This window comes from Sphingobium sp. Z007 (assembly GCF_900013425.1).
In the GTDB taxonomy this organism is placed as follows: Bacteria; Pseudomonadota; Alphaproteobacteria; order Sphingomonadales; family Sphingomonadaceae; genus Sphingobium.
In genome coordinates this window covers 2,017,164-2,032,403 of sequence record NZ_FBXK01000005.1, presented here as the reverse complement: position 1 = coordinate 2,032,403, position 15,240 = coordinate 2,017,164, and the positions used below count along the sequence as shown (strand labels likewise).

Here is a 15,240-nt window from a genome sequence, read left to right as displayed (position 1 = left end):
CCTCTTGACCGACAAGCCCGTCACTCTCGCCGCGATCGTTGGTGCGCATGGGGTGGCGGGCGAGGTCCGTCTGAAGCTGTTTGGCGAAGGGGCCGAAAGCCTCAAAAACTACAAGAGCTTCGATGCGGCGGGGCGCATATTGACGTTGAAGTCGGTGCGCCCCGGTCCCAATGGCGCGGTCGCCCGTTTCGCCGAGGTGGAGACACGCAGTGCGGCCGAAGCCTTGCGCGGTACGGCGTTGACCGTGCCCCGTTCCGCCCTGCCGCCGTTGGGCGAGGGCGAATATTATCATGCCGACATCATCGGCCTGGCCTGTGTGTCCGATGCGGGCGAAGCGCTGGGCGAGATTATCGCGATCGAGAATTTCGGCGCGGGCGACATCATCGAGGTTGAGCGTCCCCCGGTCGAGGGCAAGAAGGGCAAGCGCTTCATGGCGCCGATGCACGCGGTGACGCTGGAAGCGGACCGCGCGATCATTGACGCGATCTTCGTCGAATAGGGGGCAGACGGCCCTTGCAGCCATGATGCAGCATGGCATGGTTGATCCTCCGTCGCTGGAAGGATCGTTCGATGCGCCTTGCCGCTTGCCTGTTCTTAATGATTGCGGCCGCGCGTCCGGCCCACGCCGCCGACGCGCAGAAGATTGCGCAGGCGATCCCAGCGATCGATCGCCTGTTCGCCGATTTCCAGGTGGACAGCCATGCGCCGGGGCTGGTCTATGGCATCGTCGCCGACGGGCTACTGGTCCATGTAAAGGGGCTGGGCGTGCAGGATCTGGTCCACAAGCGGCCGGTGACGCCCGACAGCCTGTTCCGCATCGCGTCGATGACCAAGGCGTTTACTGCGCTATCGGTCCTGAAACTGCGCGAGGAAGGCAAGCTCGCGCTCGACGATCTGGCCGAAACCTATGTGCCGGAGATGCGCGGCTGGACTTACCCGACCAAGGACAGCCCGCGCATCCGCATCCGCGACCTGCTGACGCATAGCGCGGGGCTGGTCGACGACAATCCCTGGGGCGATCGCCAGACGCCGCTGCCGGAGGCGGACTTTACCCGGATGCTGCAACAGGGGGTGCTGTTCAGCAGCGTGCCGGGCAGCCATTATGAATATAGCAATTTCGGTTTCGCGCTGCTGGGCCGGATCGTCGCCGCCGTTTCAGGCCAACCCTATCGCCGCTATGTCGAGCAACATCTGCTGACCCCGCTGGGCATGGCGTCGAGCGGGTATGAAGTCGGCGAATGGCCGATGGAGCGCCGGGCGATCGGCTATCGCTGGGAAGAGGGGCGCTGGAAGGCCGAGCCGACGATGCGCGACGGCGCATTCGGGGCGATGGGCGGGCTGCAGACCAGCGCCAATGATTATGCCCGCTGGGTCGCCTTCCTGCTGTCCGCCTGGCCCGCGCGCGACGATCCAGACGCAGGGCCGGTGCCGCGGTCGGCGGTGCGGATGCTGGCGGAGGGGAGCAATTTTGTCACCAGTGCCCAGCGCAATGGCGCCAGCGGCCCGTCGGCCTGCCGTCAGGCGGCGGCTTATGGTTTCGGCATGCGGGTGGCGCAGGATTGCGATCTCGGCCTCACGCTGGCCCATGGCGGCGGCTATCCGGGCTATGGCAGCCATGTGATGCTGATGCCCGACTATGGCGTGGGCATCTTCGTCTTCACCAATCGCACCTATAATGGCGGTGCGGGTCCGGCCTGGGACGCCGCCGTGGCGCTGCAGAAGGCCGGCGCACTGGTCGAGCGGGTGCTGACGGTGTCGCCGCTGCTTGCGGACGGCTATGCCGCGGCGGGGCGCATCTATGCCGCCGGAGACGTGCAGGGCGCGCAGGATCGGCTGGCGATGAACTTCCTGATGGACAACGACATGGACAGTTGGCGCAAGAAGCTGGCGGCGCTCAAGAGCGAGGTCGGCGCGTGCCGCGCCGATGCGCCGATCAAGGCTAGCGGCAACCTGTCGGGCACCTTCACTTGGACCTGCGAGAAGGGGCGGTTGGCGGGGTCCATCCTGCTGGCCCCGACGCCGAACGCGCAAGTTCAGGAACTGAAACTGGCGGTGAAGACGCCCTGAGCGGGAGGCAACTGGACGCTTTGGCCGACTTCGCCTAAGCGCGGCGCATGGCCCAGATCGTCACCGCCTTATATCTATTGTTGATGCTTGGCGCAGGGTGGCGTCTGTTCGGCATCGGCTGGTCGCGCGGCGCGAGGCTTGCGACAGCGGCGGCGCTGGTTTGCCCGGTTCCGCTGCTGCTGTTGATTCCTGCCTTGACGCATCCCGAACGGCCCTTTGCTGGTCTGCTCCGTAGCGTTAGCGTCGCCCTGCTCGTTTGCGGCCTGTTGTGCCTGATCGGCGGGTTTTCCGCGGCATGGTTGAGGGCGCGCCGGCAATGAGCTTCGCCGCGCAGATACTGACCCTCTATCCTGAGATGTTTCCGGGGCCGCTGGGTGTGTCGCTGGCCGGGCGAGCGCTTGGCGAGGGCAAGTGGACATGCGATCCGATCCATATCCGCGATTTCGCCACGGATAAGCATCGCACCGTCGATGACACGCCGGCCGGGGGCGGGGCGGGCATGGTGCTGCGGGCGGACATCCTGGCCAGGGCGGTCGACCATGCGCTGGCGCAGCGGCCGGACCTGCCGGTGCTGGCGATGACGCCGCGGGGCGCGGCGATCACCCAGGCGCGCGTGCGCAGCCTGGCGGACGGGCCGGGCGTGACCCTGCTGTGCGGGCGGTTCGAGGGATTTGACGAGCGTATCTTTGACGCCCGGCCGATCGAGCAGGTCAGCATGGGCGACATCATATTGTCGGGCGGGGAAATGGGCGCTTTGCTGCTGCTCGATGCTTGTGTTCGGCTGCTGCCCGGTGTAATGGGCGCGGCTTCCAGCGGAGTCGAGGAATCCTTTGAAACGGGGTTGCTCGAATATCCGCACTATACCCGCCCGGTCGAATGGGAGGGGCGCACGATCCCGCAAGTGTTGCGATCGGGGGATCATGCGAAAATCGCCGCCTGGCGGAAACAACAGGCGGAGGATGATACACGGCTAAGGCGGCCGGACCTTTGGGAACGTCACATCGGCGTTCGGGTCCAGTCGCCCTCTGGTGCGCAACGAACGACCAAGGACTGAGTTGACATGAACATCATCCAGCAGATCGAGGCGGAAAACATCGCCGCCCTCGGCAAGGACATCCCTGAATTCCGCCCCGGCGACACGCTGCGCGTCGGTGTGAAGGTCATCGAAGGCGAGCGTAGCCGCGTTCAGAACTATGAAGGCGTGTGCATCGCCCGTTCGAACAAGGGCATGGGTTCGAACTTCACCGTGCGCAAGATTTCGTTCGGCGAAGGCGTGGAGCGCGTGTTCCCGCTCTATTCGCCCAACCTCGATTCGATCACCGTCGTCCGTCGTGGCGTCGTGCGTCGCGCCAAGCTCTACTATCTGCGCGGCCGCACCGGCAAGCGCGCGCGTATCGCCGAGCGTCGCGATAATCGCGAGGGGTAATAGCGCGAAGGTTAACTGCACAAAGGTGAACGGTTAACGACGCTACTTGACAGTTGTAAAAAAGATACAGGCGGCGACCCCCAGGGTCGCCGCCTTTTTCTTTATGTTACAAGGATTTGACAAAGTTTGACGATCGTCCGGCTTTGTCCCGCCCGAAAGATTTTGCGCTGCGGCAAAAAGGGCCATTTTGTTGATGGTGGATTTATGCCAGCCTTCCGTTTCCAATTGTTACAGATTGTAGTTGCACTGAAACTTTCAGTTTCGGTCGGGGAATTTTGTGACTTCATGACGTTGAAAATAAAAATAGGGTAGGGATGTCGAAAAGGCCTCTGTAAAAGAGAAATAGGGGGCTTTTTTGATGAAGTATAAGGGTCTGATTTCGCGCAGCGCCATTGCTGTCGCTCTTTGCTATTCCATGCCTGTTCTTGCGCAGGACGCGCCGCCACAGGCGGCTGCCGCCGAACCGGGCCAGACCATCATCGTGACCGGCACCCGCCGTACCGATCGCACCGTGGCGGAATCGCCCACGCCGATCGACGTTTATTCGGGGGTTGAACTGCAAAAGCAGGGCACGGCCGACATGAACCAGGTGATCCAGAACCTCGTTCCTTCCTTCTCGGTCGCGCGCTACGCCATTGGCGACGGCTCCTCGTTCGTCCGTCCGCCCAACCTGCGCGGTCTGGCGCCCGACCAGACGTTGGTCCTCATCAACGGCAAGCGGATGCATCGTTCCGCGCTGGTCCAGATCGGCGCGAACGCCCAGTCGGCCGGCGCCCATTCCGCCGACTTGGCGCAGGTGCCCGCCATTGCGGTCCGCGCGGTCGAAGTGCTGCGCGACGGCGCATCGGCGCAATATGGGTCGGACGCCATCGCCGGGGTCATCAACATGACCCTGCGCGACGATACGGACGGCATTTCGGGCTATGCCCGCTACGGCCAATTTTATCGCGGCGATGGCGAAGACTATCAGTTGGCGCTGAATGGCGGGTTCAAGCTGGGCGACAGCGGCTTCATCAACATCAGCGGCGAATATGTGAATGCGGCCAAGACCAGCCGCGGCGTGACCCGCGCGGGCGCGGCGCTGCTGGCGCAGGAGCAGCCCAATATCGGCGTGCCCAAGCTAGCGCAGCGCTACGGCAATCCGGCGATGGAATCCTACCGCTTCTTCGTCAATGGCGGGTTCGACCTGGGCGATGACAGCAGCGTCTATTTCTTCGGCAATTACGGCCACAGCTTCCAGGAGGAAAGCTTCAACTATCGCCAGTCGGTCGATACCGCGGGCGTCGATATCGAAGGTAACAGCTTCGGCAAGAACGGTATATTCAGCGACATTTTCACCGATTTCGATAACAGTTTGCCCGGCGTTCAGAGCGGTGCCGCGGGCGGCAATGTCTATGCGCCTAACGATTATGAGGTATCCGCCATTCACGCGCGCGCGGGATCGGTCGTGCGCGATTATACGAAGGTCGCGACCTGCTCCGACCCTCTGGTCCAGAATTGGAGCTGCGTCTATCCCGGCGGCTTCACGCCGATTTTCTTCGGCAAGATCGACGATATTTCCGGTACGGTGGGTTACAAGGGCAAATTGGGTTTTGGCCTGAACTATGACATTTCCGGCAGCTATGGCCAGTCGACGCTGCGTTATACGATGAACGGCACGATGAACCCGTCGCTGGGCATCACGTCGCCCACCGAATTCTATCTGGGCAAGCTGGAACAGCGTGAAACGCTGGTCAATGCGGACTTCAGCTATCCATGGGAAGTCGGTTTTGCAAGCCCCATCACCATCGCCTTTGGCGGCCAGTATTTCCGCGAATCCTATGAACTGGGCTTGGGCGACGCGGCGTCCTATGCGATCGGGCAATATACCGGGAATCTGGTCTTCCATCAGGACGGTACGCCGGTATTCACAGATAGGCTCAATACCGCTTTCAACAGCGCGCTGCCGGTGGGACCGGGTAACTATCAATATGAGCAGCTGGGCACTGCCCAGCCGGTCGGCGCCAACGGATTTCCCGGATACGGCCCATCGATTGCAGGCGAAAGCAGCCGCAATTCCAAGGGTATTTATATCGACATCGAAGGAGATATTACCGAACAGCTCTCCTTCGGCATCGCTGGCCGCTATGAGCATCTGTCCGACTTCGGCAATTCCACCACCGGCAAATTCTCCGCCCGCTACGCCGTCGTTCCCGACATCGTCGCGCTGCGCGGCACGGTGGCGACCGGCTTCCGCGCCCCGACGCCGGGTCAGGTCAACAGCAGCAGCATCGCGACCGGCTTCAACCCCGGCAATCCCAATGCGATCGAATCGATGACGTTGCCGGTCACCAGCCCGGTCGCGGCCTTCCTGGGCGCGACGCCGTTGAAGCCCGAAGAGTCGGTCAGCTTCTCGCTCGGCACCGTGTTCACGCCTGCACCCGGCTTCACGCTGTCGATCGACTATTATAATATCAAGGTGAAGGACCGGATCGGCACGTCCGGCACGTTTGAAATCACCAATGCGCAGCGGCCTACGCTCCAATCGCTGGGTCTGGCCAACTATGCGACCGTCAACGAAGTGCAGTTCCTGACCAATGCCTTCGACACGCGGACGCAGGGTATCGATGTCGTCGGCAGCTATCGCTTTGCCACCGACACTATGGGCAGTTTCAACACCACGCTGGCGTTCAACTATAACAAGACCAAGGTCATCGCGCGCAATCGCGACATCGTATCCGATGTCCGCGTCGCCCAGCTCGAAAAGACCCTGCCCAAGACCCGCGTCATCCTGACCGAGAATTGGAACAGCGGTCCCTTCTCCGTGCTGGCGCGGATGAACTGGTATGGCAAATATACCCAGACAGATGACGGCCCGGTGTCGCAGACCTTCGGCAGCGAGTTCGTGTTCGACTTTGAAACCAGCTATGAGGTGAACGACAATTTCACCCTCAGCGTGGGCGTGCAGAACCTGTTCAGCAACTATCCCGACAAATATTCCAACACCAAGGGGACGTTGGGCCCGGTCTATGCCTCGACCGGTGGTCGCTTCACCGGTGACATCTATCCCGACGTGTCGCCGTTCGGCTTCAACGGCGGTTTCTGGTACGGCAAGGTCGGCTTCAAATTCTGACCTTTGCATAACAGCGACGACGAGCGGCCGGTCCCTTGCAGGATCGGCCGTTTTCGTTGCAGGACATACTATGCCTCTGACCCATCGCCTTGCCACCATGGCCGACGAACCGCGCCTGTCGGCGCTGATGACCCGCGCCATCGAACATCTGCAATCGGCGTATCTGACGCCCGATCAGGTGGCGGCCAGCCACGCTTTCATGGGTCTGGACAGTCGGCTGATCGCCGACGGCACCTATTTCGTGATTGAGGATGCGGGCGCCATCGCCGGGTGCGGCGGGTGGAGCCGAAGGGCCACGGCCTATGGCGGCAACCATAGCGCGGGGCGGGACGATCGGCTGCTCGATCCGGCGACCGAGGCGGCGCGGGTGCGGGCGATGTATACGCATCCCGATCATGTCCGCAAAGGCGTGGGCACGCTGATCCTGTCGCTGTGCGAGGCGGCGGCGCGGGCGGAGGGCTTTGGGGCGCTCGAACTGTCGGGGACGATGGCGGGCGTGCCGCTTTATCGCAGCTTCGGGTTCGAAGACGTGCGGCCGTTCGAGGATAGCGGCGTGCCGATGCTGCTGATGCGCAAGGCTATCTGATCGCGGGCATCCGGCTGGTCAACCATAGGCCGCCCAAGCTGATGAGCGCGGCCGCCGACATATAGAGGCCGACGAGACCGACGCCCTGCGCGCCGATCAGCCAGGTGGCGACGATCGGGGCGAGCGCGCCGCCGATGATGCCACCCAGGTTGAAGGCGAAGGACGCGCCGGTATAGCGGAGCTGGATCGGGAAGAGAGCGGGGAGGTAAGCGCCCAGCGGGCCGTAGATGAAGCCCATGACGAACAAGGCGAGGCTGAGCGCCACGAAGATCGGCAGCAGCGCCCCGGTGCCGATCAGCGGCCCGAAGACAAGGCCCATCAGCACCGTGCCGGCGCAGCCCCAGGCGAGCGCGGTGGTCGGCGTGGTGCGATCCGCCCACCAACCCGCCAGGATGATGCTGACCGCCATGAACATGATTGCGCCGAGTTGGATGGCGAGGAAGACTTCGCGGTCGATCCTGAGCGCGGTGGTGCCGTAGCCAAGCGCGAAGGCGGTCGCGATATAATAGACCGCGAAGCAGGCGGCGCAGGCGAAAGTGCCCGCGATCGCTGCGCCAAGATGTGAGGAGAGGAGGGTGGCCAGCGGCACGGCGGGCGGTGGGGTTTCCTTCTGCGCGGCGGCGAATTCCGGCGTTTCGGTGAGTTTCAGGCGGACCCAGAGGCCCAATATCACCAGCACCGCGCTGCCCAGGAAGGGTAGGCGCCAGCCCCAGGCGAAGAAATCTTGGTCGGTCAGGAAAGCGCCGAGGATCAGGAACAGGCCGTTGGCGGCGATGAAGCCGACCGGTGCGCCCAGTTGCGGGAACATGCCAAAGCGCGCGCGCCAGCCGGGCGGGGCATTTTCCACCGCCAGCAAGGCCGCGCCGCCCCATTCGCCGCCCAGGCCAAAACCCTGGCCGAAGCGCAGCAGACACAGGATCAGCGGCGCCCAATAGCCGATCATCTGATAGGTCGGCAGGAAGCCGATCAGCAGGGTACAGCCGCCCATCAGCATCAGCGAGGCGACCAGCGTCGCCTTGCGCCCGATGCGGTCGCCATAATGGCCGAAGACCGCCGCGCCGACGGGCCGGGCGAAGAAGGCAAGGGCGAGGCTGCCATAGGAGGCCATCAGTTGCGCCGAGGACGAAGAGGAGGGGAAGAAGAGCGAGGGGAAGATCAGGCTGGCGGCGGTGGCGTAGATGTAGAAGTCGTAAAATTCGACCGCCGTGCCGATCAGGCTGGCCGAGAGCACGCGTTTGTGCCGCCACATTTCGCCTAAGCCGCTTGTCGTTGTCATCTTTTCGCCCTGCCCCGCACTAACCGTTTTTGACCCCATGTTCCCCAGCGAAGGCCGGGGACCAGATATGACATGGGAATTGGACTGCGGCCTTCGCCGGGCACGCCCTTCTATCCGCGCCGTCGTTTCTGGTTCAGCAATTCATAGGCCATGACCGCCGTCGCCACCGCGGCGTTCAGGCTGTCCGCCTTGCCCAGCATCGGCATCTTGACCAGCTGGTCGCATTCGGCTTCGTAGCTTTCCGGCAAGCCCTGCGCTTCGTTGCCGACCAACAGGAAGCTGGGACTGGCATAGCGCGGTTCCTGATAATCCTGTGTGGCTTTGAGGCTGGTGCCGATCAGTTCGCCCGGTCCCTGGCGCAGCCAGTGCATGAATTCGCCCCAGCGCGCCTGGGTAATCGATTGGGTAAAGAGCGCGCCCATGGAGGCGCGGACCGATTCGACCGAGAAGGGATCGACGCAATCGTCGATGAGGATGAGGCCGCCCGCGCCCACGGCGTCGCCGGTGCGCAATATGGTGCCAAGGTTGCCGGGATCGCGCAACGATTGCGCGACGATCCAGATGTCGGCGGTGCTGCGGTCCAGCCTGTCGAGCGGGGTAAGGCGGTCGCGATAGACGCCGACCACGGCCTGGGCATTGTCCTTGCCGCTGATCTTGGACAATATGTCGGGCGTGGTTTCGATGACGTCGCCGCCGATCGCCTCCATCGCGTCGATCAGGTCCAGCGCCAGCGGATGCGTCGATCCGGCGTAGAACAGCATTTCGGGCAGCACGCCTTGTTCGCGCGCTTCGGTCAGGATGCGCAGCCCTTCGGCCAGGAACAGCCCTTCGGCCTTGCGATGTTTTTTCTCGCGCAAACTGCGGACGCGCTTCACCAGCGGGTTGGAAAATCCGGTGATCTCGCGTGCCACGTCTGTGCTGGTCCCTTCATGAATGCGTTCGATTCTCTAGCGGCGGGCGGTGGAAAAAGACAGCGGGCTTTGCGCCGGGACAAATCGACATTGCCATCCATGATGGAACCGCAACGATCCCCATGGATTTCGCACCCGTTCTTGCCTAGGGGGAAATCATGACCATACCGCCGTCCCGTAGCTACAAGTTGGAGGACGGTTTCTTCCTCAGCCTTGTCATTCTCGTTTCCATCGCCTTCGCCGCGGTGCTGGAACCCTTTTTCGCCGCGGTGCTGTGGGGCGTGATCGTCGCGGTGCTGTTCTGGCCGATTCAGCAGCGCATTGCGGCCCGGATGCCGGGCCGGCGCAACAGTGCGGCGCTCATCACTCTGCTGCTCATCATCGCGATCGTCATCATTCCTGCGATCCTGCTGGTCAGCGCTCTGATTACGGAGGCGGCGCATGTCTATGCGCAAATCCAGTCGGGCCAGATCGATTTCGCGCGCATGTTCGCACAGATGCAGGCGGCGCTGCCCGAATGGGCGCATGGCATGTTGCGGCGCTTTGGCCTTAGCAATTTCGACGCGGCGCGCATTACCGTGACGCGCGGCCTGACCAGCAGTTTCCGCACCTGGGCGGGGCAGGCACTGTTGATCGGGCAGGGCGCATTCAGCTTCATCATTGCGCTGGGCGTGATGCTGTATCTGTCCTTCTTTCTCCTCCGCGACGGTGAGCGACTGTCCCAGCGCTTCGCCGAGGCGGCGCCGCTGCGTCCGCATCAGCGCGAGGCGTTGCTTACCCGCTTCGTTGTCGTCATACGTGCGACAGTGAAGGGCAGCCTGGTCGTGGCCATCGTGCAGGGCGTGCTGGGCGGTCTCATTTTCTGGGCGGTGGGTATCCAGGGTGCGCTGCTGTGGGGCGTGCTGATGGGCGCTTTCTCGCTGTTGCCCGCGATCGGCGCGGCGATCGTGTGGGGGCCGGTGGCGCTCTATCTGTTCGCAACCGGCGCCATCTGGCAGGGGGTCGTGGTTGTCGTCAGTGGTGCGCTCATCATCGGGTCGGTCGACAATGTGCTGCGCCCGATATTGGTCGGCCGCGATACGCGCATTCCCGATTATGTCGTGCTGATTTCTACCCTGGGCGGGATCGAGCTGTTCGGTTTCAACGGCATCGTGATCGGGCCGGTGATCGCCGCGCTGTTCATCGCGACGTGGAACATCTTTACCCAGATGCGTCGGGAAGGCGAGATTGTGGGCTGATGGCGGCCGGTTAGCCGGGATCAGACCTCTTAAGTTCGAAACATAATGTTCCCCGGCGTCGGCCGGGGTGCATAAGGCGCGGGCGTTGCATCTAGGAGCCCTGTAACCCGGCCTACGCCGGGGGAACGGTTTGCGCTATCGACTATATTATATGGCGATCATTCCTCGCCGAACTTGTCCTCGACCAGGGTAACTAATTTGCCCAGCGAATCGGCCGCTTCGGGGCCGGTCGCCTTGATGGTGATGCTGTCGCCCATGGCGGCACCCAGCATCATCAGGCCCATGATCGACGTGCCGGTGACATGGTTGCCATCCTTGCTGACCAGGATGTCGGCGGGCAGGCCGCTGGCCAGGGTCACGAATTTGGCGCTGGCGCGAGCATGAAGGCCGCGCTTGTTGCTGATACGGACTTCCTGGCTGATTTCATTCATAGGGTGCTGCCCAACAGTTCCGACGCGACGCTAATATATTTCTGCCCGGCTTCGCGCGCGGCGGCAACCGCGGCGCGCACGTCCATGACCTTGCGCGCGCTTTCCAGGCGGATGAGCATGGGCAGGTTGATGCCCGCGATCACTTCGATCTCGCCGGCCTTGAGCAGCGAGATGGCAAGGTTGGAGGGCGTGCCGCCGAACAGGTCGGTCAGCAGGATGACGCCCGATCCGTCATTGACGCGCGCGACCGCCGTCGCGATGTCGGCGCGGCGCAATTCCATGTCGTCTTCCGGCCCGATGCAGATCGTTTCGATCTGCTGCTGGGGGCCGACCACATGCTCCATGGCCACGACAAATTCGGTCGCGAGCGACCCATGGGTGACGAGTACGAGTCCGATCATGTGCTTTTGCGGCCCACCTGCTTCATGATATTGCTTTCGGGCCTCCCGGACGGCGCTTCTCCAGACTATTCTGGGGCGTCGATTCAATATTGCGGTGCAAGATGGTGGGCGAAAAACCCGCATCTTGCAAGTAGTTCGCGACACGTTCTGCAACATGAACGGAACGGTGCTTGCCCCCGGTGCAGCCGAACGCCACGGTGATATAGGCTTTCCCGCCCTCCGAATAGCGCGGCAGCAGAGTGGCGAGCAGATCCTCGATCTTGCCCACCGCGTCCTCATAAGCGGGATCTGCCTGGATATAGGCGGCCACCTGCGGGTCTTGCCCGGTCTTGGGACGGAGGTCTGCGTCCCAGTGCGGATTGCGCAGGAAGCGCATGTCGAACATCAGGTCGGCGTTGCGCGGCACGCCGCGGGAAAAACCGAAGGACAGAATGGTCAGGACCGGGTCGGACAGCCGCTCGCGCGAGAAGCGGCTGCGAATTTCCTGCTGTAGCGAATTGCTGGTGAAGCCGGTGGTGTCGATCACCTGCGTTGCCCAGCGGCGCAGCGGTTCGGTCAATTCGCGTTCGCGGGCGATGCCATCGGCGGCCGGGCGATCGAGCGCCAGAGGATGGCGGCGGCGGGTTTCGGCGAAGCGGCGCTCCAGTTCGGTGCCGGAGCAGTCGAGGAACAGGGTTTCGATGTCATGGCCATGGCGTTCACGCATCGCCTTGATCCGCTGGACAATGGCGTTGGCGTCGAAGTCGCGGGTGCGCGCATCAATGCCCAGCGCCAGTGGCCGCTCGTCCGCGCCGGCATGGCCCGCGGGCAGGGGCGTGTCGAGCAGCCGGTCGAGCAGGACGAGGGGGAGATTGTCCACCACTTCCCATCCCATATCCTCCAACGTCTTGAGCGCGGTCGTCTTGCCCGCGCCCGACAGGCCCGACAGCAGGAGGATGGTCTTGGGGGTGGTCATGACGGATCGGGGGCCGGCAGGCCGAGCGCTTTCAACGCCAGTTCGACCTTGATCGGGGCGGAGGCTTCGAAGGGGGAAATCTTCACCACCGGCACATCGATACCCGCGACATTGCGATGGACCGGTTCCAGCGGCATGCGGTCGACCGGGTCGAACAGGTCGGCGATGAGCGCGACCGGCGCATCGGACAGCGCAGCCATGGCGACGATGCCGATGCCGCGCACCTCCATCCTGCCCCGGATCGTGTCCGGCGCGGTGGCGATGAGGCGTCCCTCGACGCGCTTCACCAATGTATAATCGTCGCTGACCAAGGCGCCGCCGCGATCGATCAGGCGCAGCGCCAAGTCGGACTTGCCGCTGCCGCTTGGTCCGCGCAGCAGGACGACACGGCCATCAATGGCCACGCTCGTTGCATGCAACGTCTCTGATGAAAGTGCGCGCGCCATATCCCCGATGCCTTCTTAACCTGTGTTGGGAGCGAAGGAAATGCCGTTGGCGCGCTCTTTCGTCCTATTCCGAAACGATGCCCGGATCGCGTTCCACCGCCATCGGCAGGCGCAGGATGAAGCGGGCGCCGCTTTGCGCGTCCTCCCGGTCGCCGATGCCGATCTTGCCCTGATGCCCTTCGATGATGGATCGCGCGATGGCGAGGCCGAGGCCGGAATGTTTGCCGAACGTCTCCCCTTCCGGGCGGACGCTGTGGAAACGGCGGAAAATATGCTCGCGCTCCGATGGCGGGACGCCGGGGCCTTCATCTTCGACGCTGACCAGCACTTCATTGTCGGCGACGGTGGCGATGATCTGGACCAGCCCCCCGTCGGGCGAAAAGGACACGGCATTGTCGATGAGGTTGTCAAGCACGCGGATCAGCCGGCCTTCTTCGCCCAGCACCACCGCAACATCTTTGCGCGGGCGGGCAAAGGCAAGGCGGATGCCGCGCGGCACGCCGCGCGCTTCGCGGGCGATCACCATGCGTTCGATCAGCACGCCAAGGTCGATCGGCTCGAAGCGGGTGCGGGAGAGTTCAGCATCGACGCGCGAGGCTTCCGCAATGTCAGTGACAAGCCGGTCGAGCCGGCGGACATCGTCTTGCGCGATGGCCATCAGTTGTTCGCGCAGGTCGGTCCGATCCGCCCCCACCCGGTCGAGCGCGTCGAGGGCGGAGCGCAGCGAGGCGATCGGGTTCTTGAGTTCATGGCTGACATCGGCGGCGAAGGCGTCGGTCGCATCGATCCGCTGGCGCAGCGCATGGCTCATGTCGGACAGGGCGCGGGCGAGCATCCCGATCTCGTCGCGCCGTTCGGGCAGGCGTGGCACCGTGACTTCGCGCGCACGGCCCAGGCGCACGCGCACGGCGGCGCGGGCAAGGCGCTGGAGCGGGCGGACGATGGTGCGCGCCAGGAAGAGAGAGAGCAGCACCGAGGCGAGCGCGGCGACCGCGAGCACCATGCCCAGGCGCAGCCGTTCGGCGCGCACGATGCGGGTAATGTCGCGCGCGTTTTCGGTCGCCAGCAGCGCCGTGCCATCGCGCACCTGCGCCGCGGCCGAGATCATGAAGGTGCGGTCGGGAGCGTAGCGGTTCATCGCCTGGGGCTGGCCGGTCTTGCGCGCCAGCAGCAGTTCGGGCCAAGCGTCGGCGCGGTCGACCGCCGGTTCGATGAAGTCGGGCGGCCGGTCGGCCGACACGATCCGGTCCACCACCTTGTCCAGGAAGCGGGCGACATGGCGTTGCCATTCCTCTTCGGCCGGCGATCGCAGGCGATAGCGCGGCGCATCCATGGTGAAGCTGTCGGCGATCAGGCCGCCACCGGCCGCATAGCGCCGCACCCGATCGCCGGTCTGGCGCGAATAGGCGGCGATCAACGCATCGTGGCGGTCGGCCGGCGCATTTTCCAGGCCGATGGCGAGCAGCTTCAATTCGCGCGCGGACTGTTCCAGCCGCGCGTCCACGATCCGCGTGCGATAGCTGTCGAGATAGAAGAAGCCCCCCGCCAGCAGCGCCAGCGCGAAGACGTTGACGGCCAGGATGCGGGGCGTAAGGCTGATCCGGCCGGACCAGCGCAACCCGGCATCGCCGCCGTCATTCTTCCGAGAAACGATATCCGGCGCCATAGAGGGTGTCGATTGCATTGAATTCGGAATCCACCTCGCGGAATTTGCGCCGCAGCCGCTTGATATGGCTGTCGATCGTGCGATCGTCGACATAGACGTCGTCCTGATAGGCCGCGTCCATCAACTGGTTGCGGTTCTTGACCACGCCGGGCCGCGCCGCAAGTGTTTCCAGGATCAGAAATTCAGTGACGGTCAAGGTGACGTCCTGCCCGTTCCATTTCACCCGGTGGCGCGCCGGGTCCATTTCCAGCCGGCCGCGGATGATCGGGTCAGCGACGGGCTGGTCGGGGGCGTCCGGCGTCCTGCTGACTTCGGCGCGGCGCAGGATGGCGCGGATGCGCGCCAGCAGCAGCCGCTGGGAAAAGGGTTTGGCGATATAATCGTCAGCACCCATGGCCAGGCCCAGCGCCTCGTCCAGCTCGTCGGCCTTGGAGGTGAGGAAGATGACCGGCATCTGGCTTTTTTCGCGCAGGCGGCGCAGCAGTTCGAGGCCATCCATACGGGGCATTTTGATATCGAAGACGGCAAGGTCCGCCGGATTGTCCAGCAGCGCCTTCAACGCGCCTTCGGGGTCGGAATAGATGCGCGTCGCAAAGCCTTCGGTCTGCAGCGCGATCGACACCGATGTCAGGATATTCTTGTCGTCATCCACCAGGGCGATGGTTGCGGTCATGCGGTATCCCATGGTCGTGAATTGCGATGGATGGCCAGCGTTAGACCATGGC

Annotated in this window: 16 protein-coding genes; 8 read left to right on the top strand and 8 right to left on the bottom strand. The window is 63.7% G+C overall.

Features of this window, described 5'->3' with window-relative positions:
- Positions 1-4: 4 nt before the first annotated feature.
- The 7 genes from rimM to CEQ44_RS17820 all read left to right on the top strand — a co-directional run bounded on the left by rimM (position 5) and on the right by CEQ44_RS17820 (position 7,191).
- Entirely contained in the window at positions 5-499 is a 495-nt protein-coding gene (rimM, locus tag CEQ44_RS17850) for a ribosome maturation factor RimM (protein ID WP_088183140.1), read from the top strand.
- A gap of 32 nt (positions 500-531) precedes the next feature.
- Positions 532-2,067: a serine hydrolase gene (locus CEQ44_RS17845; RefSeq protein ID WP_254913975.1), complete on the top strand. Its 1,536-nt coding sequence runs from the start codon at positions 532-534 to the stop codon at positions 2,065-2,067.
- Positions 2,068-2,114: 47 nt separating this feature from the next.
- Positions 2,115-2,387 carry a hypothetical protein gene (locus tag CEQ44_RS17840; protein ID WP_088183139.1) on the top strand — a complete coding sequence of 91 codons (273 nt, stop codon included), beginning with the start codon at positions 2,115-2,117 and terminating at the stop codon, positions 2,385-2,387.
- Positions 2,384-3,121, top strand: a complete 738-nt coding sequence (trmD, locus tag CEQ44_RS17835) for a tRNA (guanosine(37)-N1)-methyltransferase TrmD (RefSeq protein ID WP_088183138.1) — start codon at positions 2,384-2,386, stop codon at positions 3,119-3,121. Before CEQ44_RS17840 ends, trmD begins: the two co-directional genes overlap by 4 nt.
- A 6-nt stretch (positions 3,122-3,127) precedes the next feature.
- Positions 3,128-3,493: a 50S ribosomal protein L19 gene (rplS, locus tag CEQ44_RS17830; protein WP_056686454.1), complete on the top strand. Its 366-nt coding sequence runs from the start codon at positions 3,128-3,130 to the stop codon at positions 3,491-3,493.
- A gap of 358 nt (positions 3,494-3,851) precedes the next feature.
- A complete protein-coding gene (locus CEQ44_RS17825; protein ID WP_088189898.1) occupies positions 3,852-6,605 on the top strand; it encodes a TonB-dependent siderophore receptor in 2,754 nt (917 codons plus the stop codon).
- A gap of 70 nt (positions 6,606-6,675) precedes the next feature.
- Positions 6,676-7,191, top strand: a complete 516-nt coding sequence (locus CEQ44_RS17820; protein WP_088185629.1) for a GNAT family N-acetyltransferase — start codon at positions 6,676-6,678, stop codon at positions 7,189-7,191.
- Here CEQ44_RS17820 and CEQ44_RS17815 read toward each other — a convergent pair.
- Complete coding sequence (locus tag CEQ44_RS17815; protein ID WP_088185639.1) at positions 7,184-8,467, bottom strand: MFS transporter; 1,284 nt, start codon at positions 8,465-8,467, stop codon at positions 7,184-7,186. The genes CEQ44_RS17820 and CEQ44_RS17815 overlap by 8 nt on opposite strands.
- A gap of 110 nt (positions 8,468-8,577) precedes the next feature.
- Positions 8,578-9,378, bottom strand: a complete 801-nt coding sequence (locus CEQ44_RS17810) for an RNA methyltransferase (protein WP_088185630.1) — start codon at positions 9,376-9,378, stop codon at positions 8,578-8,580.
- Between the two features lie 158 nt (positions 9,379-9,536).
- Here CEQ44_RS17810 and CEQ44_RS17805 point away from each other — a divergent pair, with 158 nt between their 5' ends.
- Positions 9,537-10,616: an AI-2E family transporter gene (locus tag CEQ44_RS17805; RefSeq protein ID WP_088185631.1), complete on the top strand. Its 1,080-nt coding sequence runs from the start codon at positions 9,537-9,539 to the stop codon at positions 10,614-10,616.
- Positions 10,617-10,774: 158 nt separating this feature from the next.
- On the opposite strand, the gene CEQ44_RS17800 is transcribed toward CEQ44_RS17805, so the two are convergent.
- The 6 genes from CEQ44_RS17800 to CEQ44_RS17775 form a co-directional block, all read right to left on the bottom strand.
- Positions 10,775-11,047 (bottom strand): HPr family phosphocarrier protein, encoded by a 273-nt coding sequence (locus CEQ44_RS17800; RefSeq protein WP_088185632.1) that lies wholly within the window; start codon positions 11,045-11,047, stop codon positions 10,775-10,777.
- On the bottom strand, positions 11,044-11,448 hold the full coding sequence (locus tag CEQ44_RS17795; protein WP_088185633.1) for a PTS sugar transporter subunit IIA: 405 nt from the start codon (positions 11,446-11,448) through the stop codon (positions 11,044-11,046). Before CEQ44_RS17795 ends, CEQ44_RS17800 begins: the two co-directional genes overlap by 4 nt.
- A 22-nt stretch (positions 11,449-11,470) precedes the next feature.
- A complete protein-coding gene (gene rapZ, locus CEQ44_RS17790) occupies positions 11,471-12,403 on the bottom strand; it encodes an RNase adapter RapZ (protein ID WP_088185634.1) in 933 nt (310 codons plus the stop codon).
- Entirely contained in the window at positions 12,400-12,849 is a 450-nt protein-coding gene (locus CEQ44_RS17785) for an HPr kinase/phosphorylase (protein WP_088185635.1), read from the bottom strand. The genes rapZ and CEQ44_RS17785 overlap by 4 nt, the downstream gene beginning before the upstream one ends.
- A 64-nt stretch (positions 12,850-12,913) precedes the next feature.
- Positions 12,914-14,515, bottom strand: coding sequence for an ATP-binding protein (locus CEQ44_RS17780; protein WP_088185636.1), 1,602 nt, complete (start codon positions 14,513-14,515; stop codon positions 12,914-12,916).
- Positions 14,484-15,188, bottom strand: coding sequence for a response regulator transcription factor (locus CEQ44_RS17775; RefSeq protein WP_088185640.1), 705 nt, complete (start codon positions 15,186-15,188; stop codon positions 14,484-14,486). Before CEQ44_RS17775 ends, CEQ44_RS17780 begins: the two co-directional genes overlap by 32 nt.
- Positions 15,189-15,240 lie beyond the last annotated feature (52 nt).

Coding starts and splice junctions, on each gene's coding strand:
- CEQ44_RS17845 (WP_254913975.1), top strand. CDS start 532: ATGGCATGGTTGATCCTCCGTCGCTGGAAGGATCGTTCGATGCGCCTT.
- CEQ44_RS17840 (WP_088183139.1), top strand. CDS start 2,115: ATGGCCCAGATCGTCACCGCCTTATATCTATTGTTGATGCTTGGCGCA.
- trmD (WP_088183138.1), top strand. CDS start 2,384: ATGAGCTTCGCCGCGCAGATACTGACCCTCTATCCTGAGATGTTTCCG.
- rplS (WP_056686454.1), top strand. CDS start 3,128: ATGAACATCATCCAGCAGATCGAGGCGGAAAACATCGCCGCCCTCGGC.
- CEQ44_RS17825 (WP_088189898.1), top strand. CDS start 3,852: ATGAAGTATAAGGGTCTGATTTCGCGCAGCGCCATTGCTGTCGCTCTT.
- CEQ44_RS17820 (WP_088185629.1), top strand. CDS start 6,676: ATGCCTCTGACCCATCGCCTTGCCACCATGGCCGACGAACCGCGCCTG.
- CEQ44_RS17815 (WP_088185639.1), bottom strand. CDS start 8,467: ATGACAACGACAAGCGGCTTAGGCGAAATGTGGCGGCACAAACGCGTG.
- CEQ44_RS17805 (WP_088185631.1), top strand. CDS start 9,537: ATGACCATACCGCCGTCCCGTAGCTACAAGTTGGAGGACGGTTTCTTC.
- CEQ44_RS17800 (WP_088185632.1), bottom strand. CDS start 11,047: ATGAATGAAATCAGCCAGGAAGTCCGTATCAGCAACAAGCGCGGCCTT.
- CEQ44_RS17795 (WP_088185633.1), bottom strand. CDS start 11,448: ATGATCGGACTCGTACTCGTCACCCATGGGTCGCTCGCGACCGAATTT.
- rapZ (WP_088185634.1), bottom strand. CDS start 12,403: ATGACCACCCCCAAGACCATCCTCCTGCTGTCGGGCCTGTCGGGCGCG.
- CEQ44_RS17785 (WP_088185635.1), bottom strand. CDS start 12,849: ATGGCGCGCGCACTTTCATCAGAGACGTTGCATGCAACGAGCGTGGCC.
- CEQ44_RS17780 (WP_088185636.1), bottom strand. CDS start 14,515: ATGGCGCCGGATATCGTTTCTCGGAAGAATGACGGCGGCGATGCCGGG.
- CEQ44_RS17775 (WP_088185640.1), bottom strand. CDS start 15,188: ATGACCGCAACCATCGCCCTGGTGGATGACGACAAGAATATCCTGACA.